This window comes from Allocoprococcus similis, from assembly GCF_054660775.1.
In genome coordinates this window covers 49,697-70,608 of sequence record NZ_BAAHSG010000039.1, presented here as the reverse complement: position 1 = coordinate 70,608, position 20,912 = coordinate 49,697, and the positions used below count along the sequence as shown (strand labels likewise).

At 43.7% G+C, this 20,912-nt stretch carries 16 protein-coding genes, 3 tRNA genes and 1 other annotated feature; of the genes, 17 read left to right on the top strand and 2 right to left on the bottom strand.

What is annotated here, in order from left to right:
• Positions 1-4 precede the first annotated feature (4 nt).
• Positions 5-883, bottom strand: coding sequence for a LysR family transcriptional regulator (locus ACYQ5K_RS14385; protein ID WP_173687848.1), 879 nt, complete (start codon positions 881-883; stop codon positions 5-7).
• A 128-nt stretch (positions 884-1,011) separates the two neighbouring features.
• On the opposite strand from ACYQ5K_RS14385, the gene ACYQ5K_RS14380 reads away from it, so the two are divergent.
• The 15 genes from ACYQ5K_RS14380 (at position 1,012) to ACYQ5K_RS14310 (ending at position 17,030) form a co-directional block, all read left to right on the top strand.
• The gene (locus ACYQ5K_RS14380; RefSeq protein ID WP_173687849.1) at positions 1,012-1,719 is read left to right on the top strand and encodes a TIGR01906 family membrane protein; all 708 of its coding nucleotides are present in this window, start codon (positions 1,012-1,014) and stop codon (positions 1,717-1,719) included.
• 150 nt (positions 1,720-1,869) lie between these two features.
• A complete protein-coding gene (locus ACYQ5K_RS14375; protein WP_459777817.1) occupies positions 1,870-5,628 on the top strand; it encodes a phosphoribosylformylglycinamidine synthase in 3,759 nt (1,252 codons plus the stop codon).
• 315 nt (positions 5,629-5,943) lie between these two features.
• The gene (gene gdhA, locus ACYQ5K_RS14370) at positions 5,944-7,278 is read left to right on the top strand and encodes an NADP-specific glutamate dehydrogenase (RefSeq protein ID WP_055297119.1); all 1,335 of its coding nucleotides are present in this window, start codon (positions 5,944-5,946) and stop codon (positions 7,276-7,278) included.
• Between the two features lie 387 nt (positions 7,279-7,665).
• Positions 7,666-7,738, top strand: a tRNA-Val gene (locus ACYQ5K_RS14365).
• A gap of 106 nt (positions 7,739-7,844) precedes the next feature.
• Positions 7,845-7,918: transfer RNA gene (locus tag ACYQ5K_RS14360), tRNA-Met, on the top strand.
• A gap of 527 nt (positions 7,919-8,445) precedes the next feature.
• The gene (locus ACYQ5K_RS14355) at positions 8,446-8,985 is read left to right on the top strand and encodes a hypothetical protein (RefSeq protein ID WP_195230639.1); all 540 of its coding nucleotides are present in this window, start codon (positions 8,446-8,448) and stop codon (positions 8,983-8,985) included.
• A gap of 3 nt (positions 8,986-8,988) precedes the next feature.
• Entirely contained in the window at positions 8,989-9,540 is a 552-nt protein-coding gene (ispF, locus tag ACYQ5K_RS14350) for a 2-C-methyl-D-erythritol 2,4-cyclodiphosphate synthase (protein WP_173687851.1), read from the top strand.
• Between the two features lie 37 nt (positions 9,541-9,577).
• Positions 9,578-10,708, top strand: a complete 1,131-nt coding sequence (locus ACYQ5K_RS14345; protein WP_195230638.1) for a GNAT family N-acetyltransferase — start codon at positions 9,578-9,580, stop codon at positions 10,706-10,708.
• A 60-nt stretch (positions 10,709-10,768) separates the two neighbouring features.
• Positions 10,769-11,009: a binding site (T-box leader), on the top strand.
• A 52-nt stretch (positions 11,010-11,061) separates the two neighbouring features.
• Entirely contained in the window at positions 11,062-11,736 is a 675-nt protein-coding gene (gene epsC, locus ACYQ5K_RS14340) for a serine O-acetyltransferase EpsC (protein WP_008374760.1), read from the top strand.
• Positions 11,737-11,756: 20 nt separating this feature from the next.
• On the top strand, positions 11,757-13,163 hold the full coding sequence (gene cysS / locus ACYQ5K_RS14335) for a cysteine--tRNA ligase (protein ID WP_459777812.1): 1,407 nt from the start codon (positions 11,757-11,759) through the stop codon (positions 13,161-13,163).
• The gene (locus tag ACYQ5K_RS14330) at positions 13,148-13,615 is read left to right on the top strand and encodes a Mini-ribonuclease 3 (protein ID WP_173687854.1); all 468 of its coding nucleotides are present in this window, start codon (positions 13,148-13,150) and stop codon (positions 13,613-13,615) included. Before cysS ends, ACYQ5K_RS14330 begins: the two co-directional genes overlap by 16 nt.
• 1 nt (position 13,616) lies before the next feature.
• Positions 13,617-14,366, top strand: coding sequence for a 23S rRNA (guanosine(2251)-2'-O)-methyltransferase RlmB (gene rlmB / locus ACYQ5K_RS14325; RefSeq protein WP_173687855.1), 750 nt, complete (start codon positions 13,617-13,619; stop codon positions 14,364-14,366).
• Between the two features lie 12 nt (positions 14,367-14,378).
• Positions 14,379-15,017: an RNA polymerase sporulation sigma factor SigH gene (gene sigH / locus ACYQ5K_RS14320; RefSeq protein WP_173687856.1), complete on the top strand. Its 639-nt coding sequence runs from the start codon at positions 14,379-14,381 to the stop codon at positions 15,015-15,017.
• Positions 15,018-15,089: 72 nt separating this feature from the next.
• Positions 15,090-15,162: transfer RNA gene (locus tag ACYQ5K_RS14315), tRNA-Thr, on the top strand.
• Positions 15,163-15,365: 203 nt separating this feature from the next.
• Positions 15,366-17,030: a glutamine--tRNA ligase/YqeY domain fusion protein gene (locus ACYQ5K_RS14310; RefSeq protein ID WP_173687857.1), complete on the top strand. Its 1,665-nt coding sequence runs from the start codon at positions 15,366-15,368 to the stop codon at positions 17,028-17,030.
• A gap of 152 nt (positions 17,031-17,182) precedes the next feature.
• Here ACYQ5K_RS14310 and ACYQ5K_RS14305 read toward each other — a convergent pair whose 3' ends face one another.
• Entirely contained in the window at positions 17,183-17,512 is a 330-nt protein-coding gene (locus tag ACYQ5K_RS14305; RefSeq protein WP_195230636.1) for a hypothetical protein, read from the bottom strand.
• A gap of 249 nt (positions 17,513-17,761) precedes the next feature.
• On the opposite strand from ACYQ5K_RS14305, the gene cls reads away from it, so the two are divergent.
• Both cls and ACYQ5K_RS14295 read left to right on the top strand, forming a co-directional pair.
• Positions 17,762-19,348 carry a cardiolipin synthase gene (cls, locus tag ACYQ5K_RS14300; protein WP_195230634.1) on the top strand — a complete coding sequence of 529 codons (1,587 nt, stop codon included), beginning with the start codon at positions 17,762-17,764 and terminating at the stop codon, positions 19,346-19,348.
• Positions 19,349-19,567: 219 nt separating this feature from the next.
• Positions 19,568-20,851, top strand: a complete 1,284-nt coding sequence (locus ACYQ5K_RS14295) for an adenylosuccinate synthase (protein ID WP_173687860.1) — start codon at positions 19,568-19,570, stop codon at positions 20,849-20,851.
• The last annotated feature ends 61 nt before the right edge of the window (positions 20,852-20,912 follow it).

Genomic DNA, 20,912 nt, shown 5'->3' with positions numbered 1-20,912 from the left:
CTTCTTATGCATTAAAGTAATCCAGAAATGCCTGTGTCGCGCGGGAAACAGGAACATGTCCGTTCCATGCGGCAACCAGCTGACGCTTTGGCAGCTGTTCTTCGGTCTGGACGACAAAGAGCTGGTCGGAGTTCTTTGGTACACAGTAGTCCGGAATAAAAGCGATGCCAAGTCCGATCCGTGCGAGATCGATCAGAAGATCATTACTGCTCAGCTCGATTTCCGGGACCAGATCCAGCTGATGCTGCTGGAAGAGAGAATGCAGAAATTCACTGGTGGTACTTTTTTTGTCCAGCATGATGATCGGATAACGCTGCAGTTCTTTGAGGGAAAGCTTTTTCCCCTGCAGTTCCGCGAAGGACTGGTTTGCGATAAAGACATCGTGAAAATCACGGATCTTGCGGAAGGAGGCAAGGCTGCCAAGGTAAACGTTCGGATAGTTAGCGACAATGAGATCTACCTGACCGTTCTCCAGAAGTTCGGTACACTTGATCGAAGTGGCATTGGTCACTTTTATATGTGCGTTAGGGAAAGCCTTGTGGAAGCGTTCCAGATAAGGAACTAGAAAATAGCGGCAGATGGTGTCGCTGGCACCGATGCGGATCTGACCGCCGGTAGAGGCTGTTTCCATGATCTGGGATTCCCCGCGCTTGATCAGGTTGATCGCCGGTTCAATATGGCGCAGAAGGATCTCGCCTTCCGGGGTGAGCTGTACTTTTTTTGTGCTTCGGATGAAAAGAACCTGATCCAGTTTCTTTTCCAGTGCTTTAATGGACTGGCTGACAGCGGACTGTGAAATAAAGAGCTGCTTGGAAGCCTCAGAAAAGCTGAGCGTGTCTGCAACATAATAAAATACTTTATATAATTCATAGTTGATATCCATTATTAGTCCTCCTTATAAAACCTATTAGTATTATAAGTGATAAAAAATGAAATTTCAAGAGAAAACCATTTTTGACAAATGAAGACAGGATTGCTAAACTATAAACAAAAAAGAGAAGGAGGAAAAGGATGGCAAAAAAGAAATGGCTGCATAAAATCCTGGCGATTTTACCGAGTATTTCACTGATCGTGATCCTGCTGATCAGCAGTTTTGAAATCGGTGCATACGGAGACTGGAATTTTTATGAAAAAGAATACGAAAAATATAAGGTAGCGGATGAACTTTATATGGAGATGCCGGATATTATGAAGGTGACAAAATTCATGATGTCTTATTTGCGGGGCAACGAGAAGAAACTGAGTATTGAGACGGAAGTGGAAGGAAATATACAGGATTTTTTCAATGAGAAGGACCGGCTTCATATGTCAGATGTGCAGGGGCTTTTTCTTGGCGGACTTGCAATCCGGAGGGGAGCGATCCTTGTACTGCTTTTTTCAATGGCGGCACTTGTGCTGATGAAAGCAGACTGGCGGAGGCTGATCCCGCAGATGTATCAGCGGGTGCTGGCGGTATTTCTGGCACTTACCGCGGTGGCAGGATTTCTGTTCTCAAGAGACTTTAACAAATATTTCGTGATCTTTCATCATATTTTCTTTAGCAATAACTTATGGATCCTTGATCCGGCAGAAGACTATATGATCCGGATGCTTCCGGAGGGCTTTTTCTATGATATGGTGATGCGGATCGGAGGTATTTTTGCAGCGTTTTTGATCGTGTCTCTTGTATGCAGTATTGTCCAGAAGAAGATAAATAAGAGATGCGGTTCACGGGAGTGAACAGTAACGATTAGATATACTTATAAAAAGATTTAGTTATATTTATTGTACTTATAAAAGATGATGTGGTAAAATAAAAATCGAGGAAACTGCCGTTATGCCGGATCAAGGCATGCGGTTTCAATATTACTACCAAAGCTAATGGAGGAAATTATGGGCGTAAAACGTGTATATGTGGAGAAAAAACCAGAATTTGCAGTACAGGCTAAAGAGCTTCGCCATGAGGTGAAAAGCTATCTTGGAATTAAGACGGTGAAGAATGTACGTGTACTGATCCGCTACGATGTGGAGAATCTTTCCGATTCAACATTTGAGAGGGCATGCAACGGTGTGTTTGCAGAACCGCCGGTAGATGTGCTTTACAGAGAGGACTTCCCGCACGAAGAAAGTGACCACATTTTTTCTGTAGAATTTCTTCCTGGACAGTTTGACCAGAGAGCAGACTCTGCTGTTCAGTGTGTACAGTTTATCAAAGAGGATGAACTGCCGGTTATCAAGACAGCGACCACTTATGTGATCGAAGGCGAGATCAGCGAAGAAGAGATGGAAGCTATCAAGGCACACTGCATCAACCCGGTGGATTCCAGAGAAACAGGACTTGAGAAACCGGAGACACTGGTTACAAAATTTGATGAACCTGCCGATGTAAAGATCTTTGACGGATTCAAAGATATGCCGGAAGCTGAACTGAAGGAATTATACAGTTCCCTTGGACTTGCCATGACATTCAAGGATTTCCAGCACATCCAGAATTATTTCAAAGGGGAAGAACACAGAGATCCATCTATGACAGAAATCCGTGTTCTGGATACCTACTGGTCTGACCACTGCCGTCATACCACATTCTCAACAGAACTTACAGAAGTATCCTTCGGTGATGGCGATTACAGAAAGCCGATGGAAGACACATATAAAGAATACCTTCAGACACACAGTGAGATTTTTAAAGGACGCGAAGACAAATTCGTATGCCTGATGGATCTTGCACTGATGGCAATGCGGAAGCTGAAAAAAGAAGGCAAACTTCAGGATCAGGAAGAATCCGATGAGATCAATGCCTGCAGTATCGTTGTCCCGGTTGAAGTAGATGGCGTGGAAGAAGAGTGGCTTGTCAACTTCAAGAACGAGACACACAACCATCCGACCGAGATCGAACCATTTGGTGGTGCGGCTACCTGCCTTGGCGGAGCAATCCGTGACCCGCTGTCAGGACGTACTTATGTATACCAGGCAATGCGTGTAACCGGTGCAGCAGATCCGACCGTATCTGTAAAAGAGACGATGAAAGGAAAACTGCCACAGAAGAAACTGGTGCGTAGTGCAGCACATGGATACAGCTCATATGGTAACCAGATCGGACTTGCAACCGGACTGGTAAAAGAGATTTATCATCCGGATTATGTAGCAAAGAGAATGGAGATCGGTGCGGTTATGGGTGCTGCTCCGAGACGTGCAGTTATCCGTGAAAATTCGGATCCGGGAGATATCATCATTCTTCTTGGCGGACGTACCGGACGTGACGGCTGTGGTGGAGCAACCGGTTCTTCCAAAGTTCACACCGAAGAATCCATCGAAACATGTGGAGCTGAGGTTCAGAAGGGTAATGCGCCGACCGAACGTAAGATCCAGAGAATGTTCCGCAGAGAAGAAGTCAGCAAGCTGATCAAGAAGTGTAATGACTTCGGAGCAGGCGGAGTATCTGTTGCAATCGGAGAGCTTGCAGATGGTCTTCAGATCAATCTGGACAAAGTACCGAAAAAATATGCAGGTCTTGACGGAACAGAGATTGCGATTTCTGAATCCCAGGAGCGTATGGCTGTTGTGGTAGATCCGAAGGATGTAGATGAATTCCTTGGCTATGCAAAAGAAGAGAACCTGGAGGCAGTAAAGGTTGCGGTTGTTACCGAAGATCCGAGACTTGTCCTTTCATGGAGAGGAAAAGAGATCGTAAATATTTCCCGTGCCTTCCTGAACACCAACGGTGCACACCAGGAGACAACGGTTAAAGTTGATATTCCTTCAAGAGAAGATACCATCCTTAAGAAACAGGTTGAGGTTGGCAATGTAAAAGAAAAATGGTTGGATACTCTGAAAGACCTGAATGTATGCTCGCAGAAAGGTCTGGTTGAGATGTTCGACGGATCCATCGGAGCAGGCTCGGTCTTCATGCCTCACGGTGGAAAATACCAGATGACAGAGACACAGAGCATGGTTGCAAAGCTTCCGGTTATGCATGGTAAATGCGATACCGTTACGATGATGAGTTATGGATTTGATCCGTATCTGTCAAGCTGGAGCCCGTATCACGGAGCTGTCTATGCTGTCACAGAGTCTATGGCTAAGATCGTAGCTTGCGGTGGAGATTACAGCAAGATCCGTTTTACATTCCAGGAATATTTCCGCAGAATGACAGAGGATCCAGAAAGATGGAGTCAGCCATTTGCAGCACTGCTTGGTGCATATAAGGCACAGATCGCTTATGGACTTCCGTCAATCGGAGGAAAGGACAGTATGTCCGGAACATTTGAACATATCGATGTACCGCCGACACTGGTATCCTTTGCAGTTGATATTGCCAAAGAAGGAGATATCATTACTCCGGAACTGAAAAAAGCAGGTAATAAGCTTGTATGGATGAAGATTGAAAAAGATGAATACGAGCTGCCGGTATATGAACAGGTAATGGATCAGTACGGTAAGTTCGCTGATGATATCCACAACGGAAAGATCGTATCTGCTTACGCACTTGACCGCCATGGAGTGATCGCAGCTGTCAGCAAGATGGCATTCGGTAACGGAATGGGTGTGAAGATCGAACACAGCATGGATGCAAGAGAACTTTTTGCACCTGCATTCGGTGATATCGTAGCAGAAGTTCCAGCAGACAAGGTAGGAGAACTCTCCATTTCTTACACTGTGATCGGTGAAGTGACAGATGATGCGAAATTCGCATTTGGAGATACAGAAATCACACTGAAAGAAGCAGAAGATGCATGGACAGGAACTCTGGAACAGGTATTCCGTACAGTATCTGACGAAGCTTCTGACGAAAAGGTAGAATCTCCGCTTTACGATACAAAAGACATTGTGATCTGCGGACACAAGATTGCACAGCCGACTGTATTTATCCCGGTATTCCCAGGAACAAACTGCGAGTATGACAGTGCAAAAGCATTTGAAAGAGCAGGTGCAAAGGTCATCACAAAAGTATTCCGTAACATGGATGCAGCAGATATCGTAGATTCTGTGAATACATTTGAAAAAGAAATTGCAAAATCACAGATTATCATGTTCCCGGGTGGATTCTCAGCCGGTGACGAACCGGATGGTTCTGCAAAATTCTTTGCAACTGCATTCCAGAATGCAAAACTCAAAGAAGCGGTAGAGAAGCTCCTGAATGAGAGAGACGGCCTTGTGCTTGGTATCTGTAACGGATTCCAGACTCTGGTAAAACTTGGACTGGTTCCTTACGGAGAGGTTGTGGGACAGACACCGGATTCTCCGACACTGACCTACAATACCATCGGACGCCATATTTCCAAGATGGTTTATACAAAGGTTGTCACCAACAAGTCACCATGGCTTCAGGGAGCAGAGCTTGGCGGAGTCTACACCAACCCGGCATCCCACGGAGAAGGACGTTTCGTTGCAAGCGAAGAATGGCTTGACAAGCTCTTTGCAAACGGACAGGTTGCAACACAGTACTGTGACCTTGACGGAAACGTATCTATGGATGAAGAATGGAATGTCAACGGCTCTTATCGCGCAATTGAAGGTATCACAAGTCCGGATGGCCGTGTGCTTGGTAAGATGGCACATTCAGAGCGTCGTGCAGATTCCGTGGCAATCAATATTTACGGTGAGCAGGATATGAAGATCTTTGAATCTGGTGTGAAATACTTCAAATAAGACGGGAAATCGGGCATAAAATGCTTTGAATGAGACGAAAAATGCAAGATTGTCGACACGAACTTGCAAAAAAGAGAAGAAGTATCAAGAAAAAAAATGAAAATCAACTGTATTTGAAGAAAAAATGTGGTGGAAATTCATAAAATTTAAAAAATATGTAAAAAAATCTTGACACGGGCGCCTGAATGCTTTACTCTGTTAAAGAACAAAGGTGTTCCGGAGGGGCAGACATTTGTTTGCCCCTTTATTTTTTTGAAAGAGAAATGTGGAATCACACATTTTTTGTAAAAGAACATTCAGGAGGTATTGAGTAGTATGTCTTATGTTGATGAAGTAATTGAACTTGTAGTAAAGAAAAACCCAGATGAACCAGAATTTCATCAGGCAGTAAAAGAGGTTCTGGAATCTCTTCGTGCAGTTGTAGAAGCTCATGAAGAAGAATACAGAAGAGACGCTCTTCTTGAAAGACTTGTTGAGCCGGAAAGACAGATCAAATTCCGCGTACCGTGGGTAGATGATAAAGGTCAGGTTCAGGTCAATACAGGATACCGTGTACAGTTTAACAGTGCAATTGGACCATATAAAGGAGGATTACGTCTCCATCCTTCAGTAAATATCGGAATTATCAAATTCCTTGGATTCGAACAGATCTTCAAAAACTCTCTGACAGGTCTTCCGATCGGTGGAGGTAAAGGTGGATCCGATTTCGATCCGAAAGGAAAATCAGATCGTGAAGTTATGGCATTCTGCCAGAGCTTTATGACAGAGCTTTGCAAATATATCGGAGCAGACACAGACGTACCGGCTGGAGATATCGGAACAGGTGCAAGAGAGATCGGATACATGTACGGACAGTACAAGAGAATCCGTGGATTATCAGAAGGTGTTCTGACAGGTAAAGGACTCAGCTACGGCGGATCCCTTGCACGTACAGAAGCAACAGGATACGGACTTCTGTATTTCACACGCGAGATGCTCAAACTTGCAGGAAAAGACATTGCTGGCAAGACAGTTGCAGTTTCCGGAGCAGGTAACGTTGCAATCTACGCAATCGAAAAAGCACAGCAGATGGGTGCCAAAGTTGTAACATGCAGCGACTCTACAGGATGGGTATATGATCCGGAAGGAATCGATGTTGCAGCTCTGAAAGAAATCAAAGAAGTGAAGAGAGCAAGACTTACAGAATACAAGAACTACCGTCCGAATTCAGAATATCATGAAGGTCGCGGCGTATGGTCAGTAAAAGTTGATATCGCTCTTCCTTGCGCAACACAGAACGAACTTCATCTTGAAGATGCAAAACAGCTTGTTGCAAACGGATGCATCGCAGTAGCAGAAGGAGCTAACATGCCTACTACACTGGAAGCTACACAGTATCTGCAGGAGAACGGTGTATTATTCGCACCTGGTAAAGCTTCTAATGCAGGTGGTGTTGCTACATCCGCACTTGAGATGTCACAGAACAGCGAACGTCTCAGCTGGACATTCGAAGAAGTTGATGCAAAACTTCAGAACATCATGGTAAATATCTGCCATAACGCAGCAGACGCAGCAAAACGTTACGGAGCAGAAGGAAACTATGTAGTAGGTGCTAACATTGCCGGATTTGAAAAAGTTGTAGATGCAATGCAGGCTCAGGGAATTGTATAAGACATATCCTCTATGTAAAATATAATCAGAAAATCTTCGGAGAAATCCGGAGATTTTTTGATTTGTGCAAAAACGTTGAATGATACAGGTTGTGTTGGCGGTCTCTGGAAAAAGAATCGTTTGGATTCAAGTTGCGCAAACCATTCCGAGGAGCCTTTTGGGGCGAAAATTGTGTCAGCAATGGCTTCCACAATTTTTAAGTCTCCTCTCCATTGCGCAAAAATAGAATCCAAACGATTCTTTTTCCAGAGACCGCCCATTCAACGGTATCGAATGAAAGCTTCTTGAAATTGTAAAAAATAAAGCAAAAAAATGAAAAAAACAGTTGACATTTGTGAGAAGATGATTGTATAATAACGAAGTCGGTTGTGAAACAGACGAACATATGGGATCATAGCTCAGCTGGGAGAGCATCTGCCTTACAAGCAGAGGGTCATAGGTTCGAGCCCTATTGGTCCCATTTCGCGAGAAAGTTTTTTTAAGTCGAAAGCATTGAACGCGAAATGTGAAGTGCAATTCGTGCGATGCACACAGCTCTGAAGAGCTGGCACAAAAACATATCATATGGCGGGATAGCTCAGTTGGCTAGAGCACGCGGTTCATACCCGCGGTGTCGCTGGTTCAAATCCAGTTCCCGCTACTACAAGAAGGAGTCCTTGTGTGGGGCTTCTTTTTGCGTTATAGCTTATAGGTTCTAAGTCAAGTGCTTGGGGTGTGATTCTTTGAATCATGCCCCTTTACAGCGTTTACGAAACGGTAAGTAGCCTATTACCTCAAAATTTCCAAATAAAGTTCCCCACACAAAAGCCATTGATAAATCCCCAATTGCATAGGTACTTAAACACAACATTCCCCAGGCAGCCGCTTCCAAGCGCTGCCGTCTTTTCGGAGAAAGTCAGCAGGAGGAGAAAAAATATCCCACCAGATTCCATGTTTGTCCAATGGAGATAAGACTCAAAAATTGTGGAAGCCTTTGCTGACACAATTTTCGCTCTCAGAGGCTTATCGGAATGGTTTGGACAAAGGAATCCGGTGGGATATTTTTTCTCCTCCTGCGTCCCCTCTGAACCCTCTCACCATTTCGCCTGCCTCCCAACAAAACCTATGCAATCCCCCCAAGATGTGATAAAATATCCCTAGATTACGACAAAACGGAGGAATTTTCATATGACATCTAAGACAAAGCAGATCATCATGGCTGCAATCGGCGCATATCTGGTATATACCGGCATATCACTTGTGCAGGACACAATTGCCGGGGAACCGAAAAACCAGATCCTTTTTATTCTGGTCGGAATATTTTTTGCACTGTTTGGACTGGCTACGATTATCTGGAATATAAGAATAATCGTAAAAGAGACAAAGACAGAAATTCAGGGTACAACTGCAGGAGCAGAAGAAAACAAAGATGACGAAGAAGAAGCAGAAAAAAAGGTTTCTTCAGGAAAAGAAGTTGTAGACGTTCATGTAGGAGCTGATACAGAAGAAGAAAAGAAGCCTGCAGATAAAGAGGAAAAGAAAGAAGCAGCCGCTGAAGAAAAAGCGGAAGACGGTGAAAAAGAGAAAAAGAAAGCAGAAGATGATACAGAAGCGGTAAAAGACGAAGAAAAGGAAACTGTGGCGGATAAAGAAGATAAAAAGGCGGAAGATGTGCCGGAAGAAAAGAGCGACAAAAAAGCAGATGCCAGACAGGAAGGAGAAGTGTAGAAGATGCGTGTTGGAATGGGATATGATGTTCATAAACTGACAGAAGGAAGAAAGCTGATTCTTGGTGGGGTGGAGATCCCATACGAAAAGGGGCTTCTTGGACATTCGGATGCAGACGTACTTCTGCATGCGATCATGGATGCCCTGCTTGGAGCAGCATCACTTGGAGATATCGGAAAGCACTTCCCGGATACAGATCCTGCATACAAAGGAATTTCCAGTATTAAGCTTCTGGAGCATGTAGGAAAGCTGCTGGATGACCATATGTATGTGATTGAGAATATTGATGCGACGATCATTGCGCAGAGACCGAAGATGCGCCCGCACATCGAGCAGATGGAAAAGAATATTGCAGAAGCGCTGCATATTGAAACGGATCAGGTAAATGTCAAGGCAACGACGGAAGAAGGTCTTGGATTTACCGGAAGTGGGGAAGGAATTTCTTCCCAGGCAATCTGTGCAATTGAAAAGCTGACTAATTTCAGCAGTGTAGACGTAGCAGCACCTGCAGGTGGCTGCGCAGGCTGTGGAGGTTGTGCAGCAAGACAAATGTAGATCAAGTCTGAATGGAAAGGTACGGCGAAAAAGTAAAATGAAGATACTGAAAAAACTGAAGCCGGAAGAACGTGGGCTTACAAGAACACTGTGGGAACAGGTATTTACAGAAGATACGAAAGAATTTCTGGACTATTATTACACAGAAAAGACGAAGAATAACGAAATCTATGTGATCGAGACAGATCACGATATCCGGGCAATGATGCAGCTGAATCCTTACGTAATACAGATGGGGAAAAAGGCAGTAGAGAGCAGATACATTGTTGCAGTTGCAACAGAGCCTCTTTACCGGCACAGAGGTTATATGGCGGAATTATTAAGCAAGACAGCAAGAGATCTGTATCAGCAAAAAATGCCATTCTTTTTCCTGATGCCCGCAAGTGAGAAAATTTACTATCCACATAATTACCGGTTTATCTATGCAGCTGATGTGTGGAGTGCAAAAGGAACAGACGGAGAAGAACTGACAATACAGAAGATCGTGGAATTACAGAACGATTCTGGCGTGAAACTCAGAAAGGCAGAGGAAAAAGACTGTAAAAAGCTGGGGGATTTTGCGGAAGAAGTTCTGGAAAAACAGAAAATCCAGGTATATACCAAACGGGATGCAGCTTATTATATGCGCCTTTTGAAGGAACAGGAAAGTGAAAAAGGCGGAATCCTGATCGCAGAGCAGGATGGGGAAATCCGAGGAATCCTTGTTTTTGATGAAGAAGACGGGTTTGCAGTAAGAGAACCATTGATCAGGAAAGGATATGGAGATATTTTTGATAAGGCAGGAGTCATCCTCCAAAAAGAAGAAAAGAAAAAACCTTTGATCATGGCGCGTCTTTTGAATGTAGAAAGTCTTCTGTCTGCAATGGTGTGCAAAGAAGAGATGAATCTGGAGTTTGTTCTGTATGATCCGGTTATCCGGGAAAATAACTGTCTGTTTATGCTAAAAGGCAATGAAGAACATCTTGTAGTCCGGACAAGGACAGCACACACCGGTAAAGATGATGCTGTGCAGAAGATCAGTATTGATGCGCTTACATCGATCGTATTTGCTTATAAAGAGCTGGAAGAGATTGAAGAGGAAGAAAAAGAGATCTTTTCAGCAGAATTCAAAGAAGAAATCAGTAAACTGATTCCGTTTTCTCCTGTTTTTATCAACGAGATTGTCTGATAAGCGGGTTGACAAAAAAGAAAAAATCGCATACTATATGTACTAGATATGAATGAAACTGAAAAGACGGAGAACGAAAAGAGTAGTTATCCTCAGAGTTCCATCAGAGAGGATCTGTCATCGGCTGAAAGCAGATCCGGGAGCAGGGATGATGAAGTGCATTCGGGAGTTGACCGGGCGAACGTGAAAGTGAAGATTTTACAAGTAGCCGGGTACGTGTGGCAGACGTTACAGGCCGTGAGAGAAAAGCAGGATAACTGCTTTTAATTTAGAGTGGAACCGCGGAAACTTCGTCTCTTTGTGAGACGGAGTTTTTTAATTTCACAGGAAATTCCAAATCAGAGGTGAATGAAATGGGAGTTATTTCCTATATCAAAGAAGAAATCAAAGTTGTAAAAGAACGAGATCCGGCAATCAAATCGGATATAGAAGTACTTCTGTATCCAAGCTTTAAGGTAATGCTTCATTACAGGATCGCACATAAGCTATATCTGAAAAAACACTATTTTCTGGCACGGTGGGTGTCACAGCGTGGTGTCAGAAAGACAGGAATAGAGATCCATCCGGGAGCAACCATTGGAAAAGGACTTTTCATTGACCATGGAAGTGGCGTTATCATCGGCGAGACTGCAATCCTGGGCGATAATATTACACTGTATCAGGGAGTAACCCTGGGTGGTACAGGAAAAGAGCAGGGCAAGCGCCATCCAACGCTGGAAGACAACGTCATGGTCAGTGCCGGTGCGAAGGTCATCGGTTCCTTTACGATCGGAAAGAATTCCAAGATCGGAGCAGGATCTGTTGTTATCGAGGAAGTACCTCCGAACTGTACCGTTGTTGGTGTCCCGGGAAGAATTGTACGCATGGGTGACCAGAAAGTTCCGAGCGCTGACCTGGATCAGATCCATCTGCCAGATCCGGTATTGAACGATATCCGTCAGCTTCAGACTGACAATATCCGTCTGAAGAAAGAACTGAAAGCATTGAAAGAAAAACTCGCGAAAGAAAAAATAATCGAGGAAGCATAGAAAAAAGAAGGAGTAGCTTTATGAAAGTATTTAACACACTTACGAAAAAGAAAGAAGAATTCGTTCCTCTGGAAGAAGGAAAGGTAAGAATGTATGTCTGCGGTCCAACCGTATACAATTATATCCATATCGGTAATGCAAGACCGATGATCGTATTTGATACCGTCCGCCGTTATTTTGAATACAAAGGATACGATGTCAATTATGTATCGAACTTCACGGATGTTGATGATAAGATCATCAAAAAGGCAATCGAAGAACAGGTATCCGCGCAGGAAATTTCACAGCGCTATATCGCAGAGTGCAAAAAAGATATGGCAGGAATGAATGTAAAGCCTGCAACCAAGCATCCGCTTGCAACAGAAGAAATCTGCGGCATGGTTGAGATGATTTCCGAGCTGATCGAAAAAGGTTATGCTTACGAGAAAAACGGAACCGTTTATTTCAGTACAAGAAAGTTCAAAGACTATGGAAAATTATCCCACAAGAATCTGGATGATCTCCGTTCCGGTGGACGTTCCCTTCTGGTAAGTGGAGAAGATGAAAAAGAAGATCCGCTGGATTTCGTACTCTGGAAGCCGAAAAAAGAAGGAGAACCTTTCTGGGAGTCACCTTGGTCAGACGGACGTCCGGGATGGCATATTGAGTGTTCTGTGATGTCAAGAAAATATCTTGGCGAACAGATTGATATCCATGCAGGTGGGGAAGATCTGATATTCCCACATCATGAAAATGAAATCGCACAGAGTGAAGCTGCCAACGGCAAAGAATTTGCAAGATACTGGATGCACAATGCATTCTTGAACATTGACAATCGCAAGATGTCCAAATCACTTGGAAACTTCCGTACTGTAAGAGAGATCAGTGAGCAGTATGATCTTCAGGTACTCCGTTTCTTCATGCTGAGTGCACATTACAGAAGCCCGCTGAACTTCAGCGCAGAGCTGATGGAAGCATCCAAGAATGGTCTGGAAAGAATCATCAATGCAACCGATAATCTGAAACATCTTCTCGGTGCAGCTACTGTAGAAGAAATGAGCGTAGAAGAAAAAGAGGCATTTGCAAAGACGGATGCATATGTGGAAGAATTTGAAAAAGCAATGGATGATGATTTCAACACAGCAGACGCAATTGCGGCAATCTTCGACCTTGTAAAATATGCAAATACCACTGCAACCGCAGAAAGCTCAAAAGAATATCTCCAGAGCCTGCTTGACAGAATCGTAAAACTGGGTGATGTCCTGGGACTGATCCTGGATAAAAAGGAAGAGCTTCTGGATGCAGATATTGAAAAATTGATCGAAGAGCGTCAGGCTGCAAGAAAAGCAAAAGATTTTGCAAGAGCCGATGCGATTCGTGACGAGCTTCTGGAAAAGGGAATTATCCTGAAGGATACCAGAGAAGGAGTACAATGGAAAAAAGCGTAGAATTTGAAATCGCTGACTATATAAGAGAAGTGCTTGAAATGAAAGAGGTGGAGCCGGAAGGCTATTCACCTCTTACTCTGGCTTATATAGGGGACAGCATTTATGATCTGATCATCAAGACAAAGGTGATCAGCGAAGGCAATAAACAGGTGAAAAAATTACATCAGGAGACAAGCAGTATGGTGCAGGCGTCTGCCCAGTCAGAGATGATGCGTGTTCTGCAGCCACTTCTTACCGAAGAAGAGCATGCCGTTTACCGAAGAGGAAGAAATGCCAAATCGGTGTCTCCGGCAAAGAACCAGTCACTGACCGATTACCGCCGTGCGACCGGATTTGAAGCGCTGATGGGATGGCTTTATCTGAAAAGAGAATGGAAGAGAATGGCAGATCTGGTCAAGATTGGTCTGGACCATTTAAGCGAATGTGAAGAAGAAAAGAATCAGGAGAAATAGAATGGAAGAAAAGAAAATGAACAGTCAGCAGATCGAGGGAAGAAATGCGGTAATGGAAGCATTCCGCTCCGGAAAACCGATTGACAAGGTCTATATCCTTGACGGATGTCAGGACGGACCGATCAGAAGTATCGTAAGAGAAGCAAAAAAGCATGATACGATCCTGAATTTTGTAACCAAAGAACGTCTGAACCAGATTTCAGAGACCGGAAGACATCAGGGCGTCATTGCGCAGGCGGCGGCTTATGAGTATGCGCAGGTGGAAGATATGCTGGAGCTTGCAAAACAGAAAGGAGAAGATCCTTTCCTGATCCTTCTGGACAATATTGAGGATCCGCATAATCTCGGCGCGATCATCCGTACTGCCAATCTTGCGGGCGCGCATGGTGTGATCATTCCGAAGCACCGCGCAGCAGGTCTTACTGCAACCGTTGCAAAGACATCAGCTGGTGCGCTGAATTACACACCGGTAGCAAAAGTTACCAATCTGGTGAAAACCATGGAAGAACTGAAGGAGAAGGGACTCTGGTTCGTCTGCGCAGATATGGATGGGGATGTGATGTACCGCGTGAATCTGAAAGGACCAATTGGTCTGGTGATCGGAAACGAAGGCGAAGGTGTCGGACGTCTGGTAAAAGAAACCTGTGATATGACGGCGTCCATTCCGATGAAGGGAGATATTGACTCCCTGAATGCGTCTGTGGCAGCAGGTGTCCTTGCTTATGAGATCGTGCGTCAGCGCATGAGTTAGGAAAAACGGAGAATGAAAATGGATCTGGGGAAAATGACAGATGAGCAACTGATCGAACTGCTTCGGGAAGGTAAGACCGAGATCACGGATTATCTGATGGAAAAATACAAAGACATGGTACGCAAACAAGCGCGTGCCATGTATCTGTGGGGTGGAGAAAATGACGATCTGATCCAGGAGGGGATGATCGGTCTTTTTAAAGCGGTGCAGGATTATGATCCGAAAGAAGGTGCAAGCTTCTCAAGTTTTGCCGGACTGTGTGTGTCACGCCAGATGTATACGGCGATCAAGGCTTCACAGCGGAAAAAACATCTGCCGCTGAATTCCTATGTGTCGATTTACGCATCTGCCAGTGACAATCCGGAGGAGAACGGCCTTTCCATAGTAGATACGATCGAAGCGGGGAAAGAGAGTAATCCGGAGCTGATGATCCTTGGAGAAGAGTATACGAATGCGTTTGAAGAGGAGCTGAAAGAAAAATTAAGTAAGCTGGAGCGAAAGGTGCTGTATCTTCATCTGCAGGGAATGGAGTATCTGAAGATCGCAGAATTTATGGACAAAAGTCCAAAGACGATCGACAATGCCCTGCAGCGGATCAAAACCAAAGCACGTCGGCTTCTGGAAGAAAAACGCCGGTCTGAAAAAAAGTAAAAATAAAAATTTAAAAATATTGACAAGCAAAGCAGTGATGTGCTATATTAAATGAGTCGCGAAAATGCGCAGGCTGCCTTGGCTCAGTCGGTAGAGCGTCGCCTTGGTAAGGCGGAGGTCGGCGGTTCGATTCCGCTAGGCAGCTTATTTAAGAAGCAGAGTTGTATTTCCGGTTGGAGATTACGATGTCTGCTTTTTTTGTACTTGTTCATGTATAGAAAGTGTGATAAACTAAAGAACATGAATCAAAAGTTGTCTACAGGGCAATGATTGAGATACATGACATGAAAAAGACTGCCACATACCGGCAGATTTTGAAGTAATAGAGAGACGCGAGGAGGAACTTCAATGGCAGAAGAAGCTGTATCAAAGAATTTTATAGAACAGGAAATTGAAAAAGATCTTGCAGAAGGCGTATACGATCACGTATGTACCCGTTTTCCACCGGAACCGAACGGATATCTTCACATCGGACATGCAAAGTCCATCCTTTTAAACTACGGACTTGCACAGAAATATAATGGAACATTCCATATGCGTTTTGACGATACCAACCCGACAAAAGAAAAGACAGAGTTCGTAGAATCCATCAAAGCTGACATCAAGTGGCTGGGTGCTGACTGGGGAGATCACCTTTACTTTGCATCCGATTATTTTGATCAGATGTATGAGTATGCGATCAAGCTGATCAAGAAAGGTAAAGCTTATGTCTGCGACCTGACAGCAGATCAGATCCGTGAGTACCGGGGAACGCTGACAGAGCCGGGAAAAGACAGCCCGTACCGTGACAGAAGTGTGGAAGAGAACCTGGAGCTTTTTGAAAATATGCGTGCAGGCAAGTATGCAGACGGAGAGAAGGTTCTCCGTGCGAAGATCGATATGGCATCACCGAATATTAACATGAGAGATCCGATCCTCTACCGTGTAGCCCGTATGACACATCACAATACCGGTGACAAGTGGTGCATCTACCCGATGTATGACTTTGCACATCCGATCGAGGATGCGATCGAAGGAATCACACATTCTATCTGTACACTGGAATTTGAAGACCACAGACCGCTTTATGACTGGGTAGTAAGAGAATGTGAATTTGCAAATCCACCGCGTCAGATCGAATTTGCAAAATTATACCTGACGAACGTAGTTACAGGAAAGCGTTATATCAAGAAACTTGTAGAAGATAAGATCGTAGACGGATGGGATGATCCGAGATTGGTTTCCATCGCAGCACTTCGTCGCCGTGGATTCACACCGGAATCTATCAAGATGTTCGTTGACCTGTGCGGAGTTTCCAAAGCACAGAGCTCTGTAGATTATGCAATGCTCGAGTACTGCATCCGCGAGGATCTGAAGCTTAAAAGAGCACGTATGATGGCAGTCCTTGATCCGATCAAGCTTGTGATCGATAACTATCCGGAAGGACAGATTGAATATCTGGATGCACCGAATAATCTTGAGAATGAAGAACTCGGAAGCCGTCAGCTTCCGTTTGGAAGAGAGCTTTATATTGAGAGAGAAGACTTTATGGAAGAGCCTCCGAAGAAATATTTCCGTCTGTTCCCAGGCAATGAAGTGCGTCTGATGAATGCTTACTTTGTAACCTGTACCGGATTTGAAAAGGATGAAGACGGTAATGTAACTGTTGTACATTGTACTTATGATCCGGAGACAAAGAGTGGTTCCGGATTCACAGGAAGAAAAGTAAAAGGGACAATCCACTGGGTAGAGGCAAGTACAGCACTTCCGGCAACCGTAAGACTGTATGAGAACCTGATCGATGAAGAAAAAGGTGTTTATAATAAAGAAGATGGTTCCCTGAACCTAAATCCGAATTCTCTTACAGAGAAAGAAATCTTTGTAGAATCAAACTTTGCAGATGTAAAAGCATATGAAAGCTTCCAGTTTGTGCGTCAGGGATATTTCTGCGTGGATTCTCATGATTCTTCCAAGGAACATCTGGTATTTAACAGAATCGTTTCGCTGAAGAGTTCATTCAAGCTGCCAAAATAAAGAAAGCAGTCTTGATCAGAATTTAATTGCAAATAATGTGTCAGTCGACAGTTTTTGAAAAGAAATGGCAATGAAAAACCCGGTAAGAATGAAAAATTCTTCCGGGTTTTGGTTTTATGCAGAAAATGATAAGCTGTAAGAAAAGTTCTTTCTTAAACTTCTTCTGAAACCGGATCGGATTCTTCGGAATCAGTTTCCGGTGTCTGGGAAGCGGCTTCTGGTCCGGCTTCTGCATCGTCAGTTTTTTCTTCAGACTCTTCAGAGGTTTCTTCTTTTGCAGAAGCTGGTGTAAGAGTTGTGTAACCACGCTCTGGCACTTCGCCAAGATCATCATCCAGTTCAAAATCGTCATCTTCAAAAGCATCATCGAACTCGTCTTCCGGTTCTTCATTATGTCGGTTCTTTAACCAGTAATATGCACCGGCACCAGCTGCGCCTGCGGCAGTCAGTCCGAGCAGGATTTTACCAAATTTTTTAGCCATGTGCTGCTCCTTTCTTAATCTCAGACTGTCAGATATGGCAGATGAGATAGTTCGTCATGAAATATAGTATACATGAATAATTTTATTGTAATACTTTTGTTTGAAAAGGGGAAGTAAAATATTTATAAAAGTGGTGGAAAAACAACAAAAATAAGGAAGTGTTGCATGATTATAAAGAGCTGGAATGTTGTGAAAGAATAAAAATTGTGTTACGATATAAAATAGTATCTAAAGAGAGGAAGACCGCGAATGAGAGAATTTACAAAATATCATGATACCAGCAAGTCAGTTAAAGAACGTGCCAAGACCAAAGTATTTGGTGCAGTGTACAGTCATACCGCGATTATTCTTCTGCTGATTCTTCTTCAGATTGGTATTATGGTTCTCACTTTTACATATCTGGGAAATTATAGTACCTATATGAATGGAGTGATATCGCTTCTTTCTTTTATCACAGCGATTTATATTTTCAATGAAAAAGGGAATCCGGCGTTTAAGATGACGTGGATCCTGTTTGTGTTCCTTGTCCCGGTGGTCGGAGTTGGATTTTATCTGTTTACAAAAGCAGGGATCGGAACCAAATATCTGGGTGCCAGACTGGAGAAGCTTCGAGTGGAGACTGAACCTTATATGCAGCAGAATGAATATGTCGTCCATGCGATGAAAGGTGGAAGGGTTGCAAACGCCAATTTGTCACATTTCCTTTATAACCAGGTGGGATTTCCGACTTATGGGAACTCACAGGCACAGTATTTTCCACTGGGAGATGACAAATTTCCGGTTCTGATCGAGGAATTGAATAAGGCAGAAAAATTTATTTTCATGGAATATTTTATTATCGGAGAAGGATATGTGTGGGACACTGTCCTGGATGTCCTGCGTAAAAAGGTGAAAGAGGGCGTGGAAGTACGCCTGATGTATGACGGAACCTGCAGCATCAGCCTTCTGCCGTATGAATATCCGAAGCAGCTCAGGGAATATGGAATCCAGTGCAAGGAATTTGGACCGATCGTACCCATCCTTTCTACCAGTCAGAATAACCGGGATCACCGGAAAATCTGTGTGGTTGACGGAAAGGTTGCATTTACCGGAGGTGTCAATCTAGCAGATGAATATATCAACAAAAAAGTCCGTTTCGGACACTGGAAAGACACAGCAATCAAAATTGAAGGAGATGCCGTGCAGAGTTTTACCATGATGTTCCTGCAGATGTGGAATATTACGGAGAGACAGCCGGAGGATTATGCAAAGTATCTGACAGAAAAGCAGCCGGGATTCAGCCGCAAAGATGGTTATATCATCCCATACGGAGACAGTCCGTTCGATCATGAAAATGTAGGAGAAGAAGTGTATTTCCACATTCTGAATCATGCGAAGAAGTATGTGCATATTATGACACCGTATCTGATCCTGGACAATGAGATGATTGATGCGCTGACAAGAGCTGCAAAAGGTGGAATAGAAGTGCAGATCATTATGCCACATATTCCGGATAAGCCGTATGCATTTTACCTCGCAAAGACCTACTATGAAGAACTGATCGCAGGTGGGGTACAGATTTATGAGTACACGCCTGGATTTGTCCATGCGAAAGTGTTTACATCGGATGATGATACTGCGACGGTAGGAAGTATCAACCTGGATTACCGTAGTCTTTATCTGCATTTTGAGTGCGGCGTTTTCATTTACCGCAATCAGGTTGTGCGTGATATTGAAAAGGACTTCCAGGATACACTGGCAAAATGCCAGAAGGTGACGATGACAGAAGTGAAAAACCGCAGTACATTTGTGAAAATATACGGTCAGGTTTTAAGACTTGTGGCTCCTCTGATGTAGTCGTGTATCCGGAAAGAAGAAAAATAAGAAAAAACGTGAAAAATTAGGGAAGTGGCTGAAAATAAGAGTGTACTTTTCAGTTGAAATGTAGTATAATTCAATCGGTGTCTTTATAAGGGACATTGATTATATTTATAAGTAGGAGTTATCCCGATGAAAAGAGGGATGACACTGTGGAGGTATTTCACAGATAGCCAAGAACACGCAGGAGGATTTATTATGGTTAAAGCAGTAGTAGGTGCGAACTGGGGAGACGAAGGAAAAGGTAAGATCACAGATATGCTTGCCGAAAAAGCAGATATTATCATTCGTTTCCAGGGTGGAGCAAATGCCGGACATACAATTATCAATGATTACGGCAAATTCGCTCTTCATACATTACCGTCAGGAGTTTTCTACGGACATACAACCAGTATCATCGGCAATGGTGTCGCTGTAGATATCCCGGTTCTTTTCAAGGAAATCCAGTCAATCATTGACAGAGATGTTCCGATGCCGAAGATTCTGGTGTCAGACCGTGCACAGATGGTGATGTCTTATCACAAGAATTTTGATGCATATGAGGAAGAGAGACTGGGCGGCAAGTCGTTCGGATCTACAAAGTCTGGTATTGCACCGTTCTATTCAGATAAGTATGCAAAGATTGGTTTCCAGATCAGTGAGCTTTTCGAGGATGAAGCAGAGCTGAGAGATAAGGTAAACCGTATAGCAGAACAGAAGAATGTCATGCTGGAACATCTGTATCACAAACCGTTAATCAATCCTGATGATTTATATAATGAACTGATGGAATACAAAGAAATGGTAGCACCGTATGTATGTAACGTTTCTCTGTATCTTAACGAAGCACTTAAAGAAGGTAAAGAAATTCTTCTTGAAGGACAGCTTGGAACATTAAAAGATCCGGATCATGGAATTTACCCAATGGTAACTTCTTCTTCTACACTGGCAGCTTACGGTGCGATCGGTGCCGGAATCCCGCCGTATGAGATCAAACAGATCGTTACAGTATGTAAAGCATACTCAAGTGCAGTAGGAGCAGGTGCCTTTGTAAGTGAGATCTTTGGCGAAGAAGCAGATGAACTCAGAAGACGCGGTGGAGACGGCGGAGAATTCGGCGCAACAACCGGTCGGCCGAGACGTATGGGATGGTTTGACTGTGTAGCATCCAAATATGGATGCCGTATGCAGGGAACTACAGATGTAGCATTTACTGTTGTTGACGTACTTGGATACCTGGATGAAATTCCGGTATGTGTAGGATACGAGATTGACGGAGAAGTTACAACAGAATTCCCGACAACACATCTTCTTGAGAAAGCAAAACCAGTACTCAAGACACTTCCGGGATGGAAATGCGACATCAGAGGAATCAAGAAATACGAAGATCTTCCGGAGAACTGCAGAAACTACATCGAATTTATCGAGAAAGAGATCGGATATCCGATCACAATGGTTTCTAATGGACCGGGAAGACATGATATCATCTTCAGAAATAAATAGGAATTAAAAATGAGGCAGGACTTTTTTAGTCCTGCCTCATTTTCATGGCGAATTATCAAAT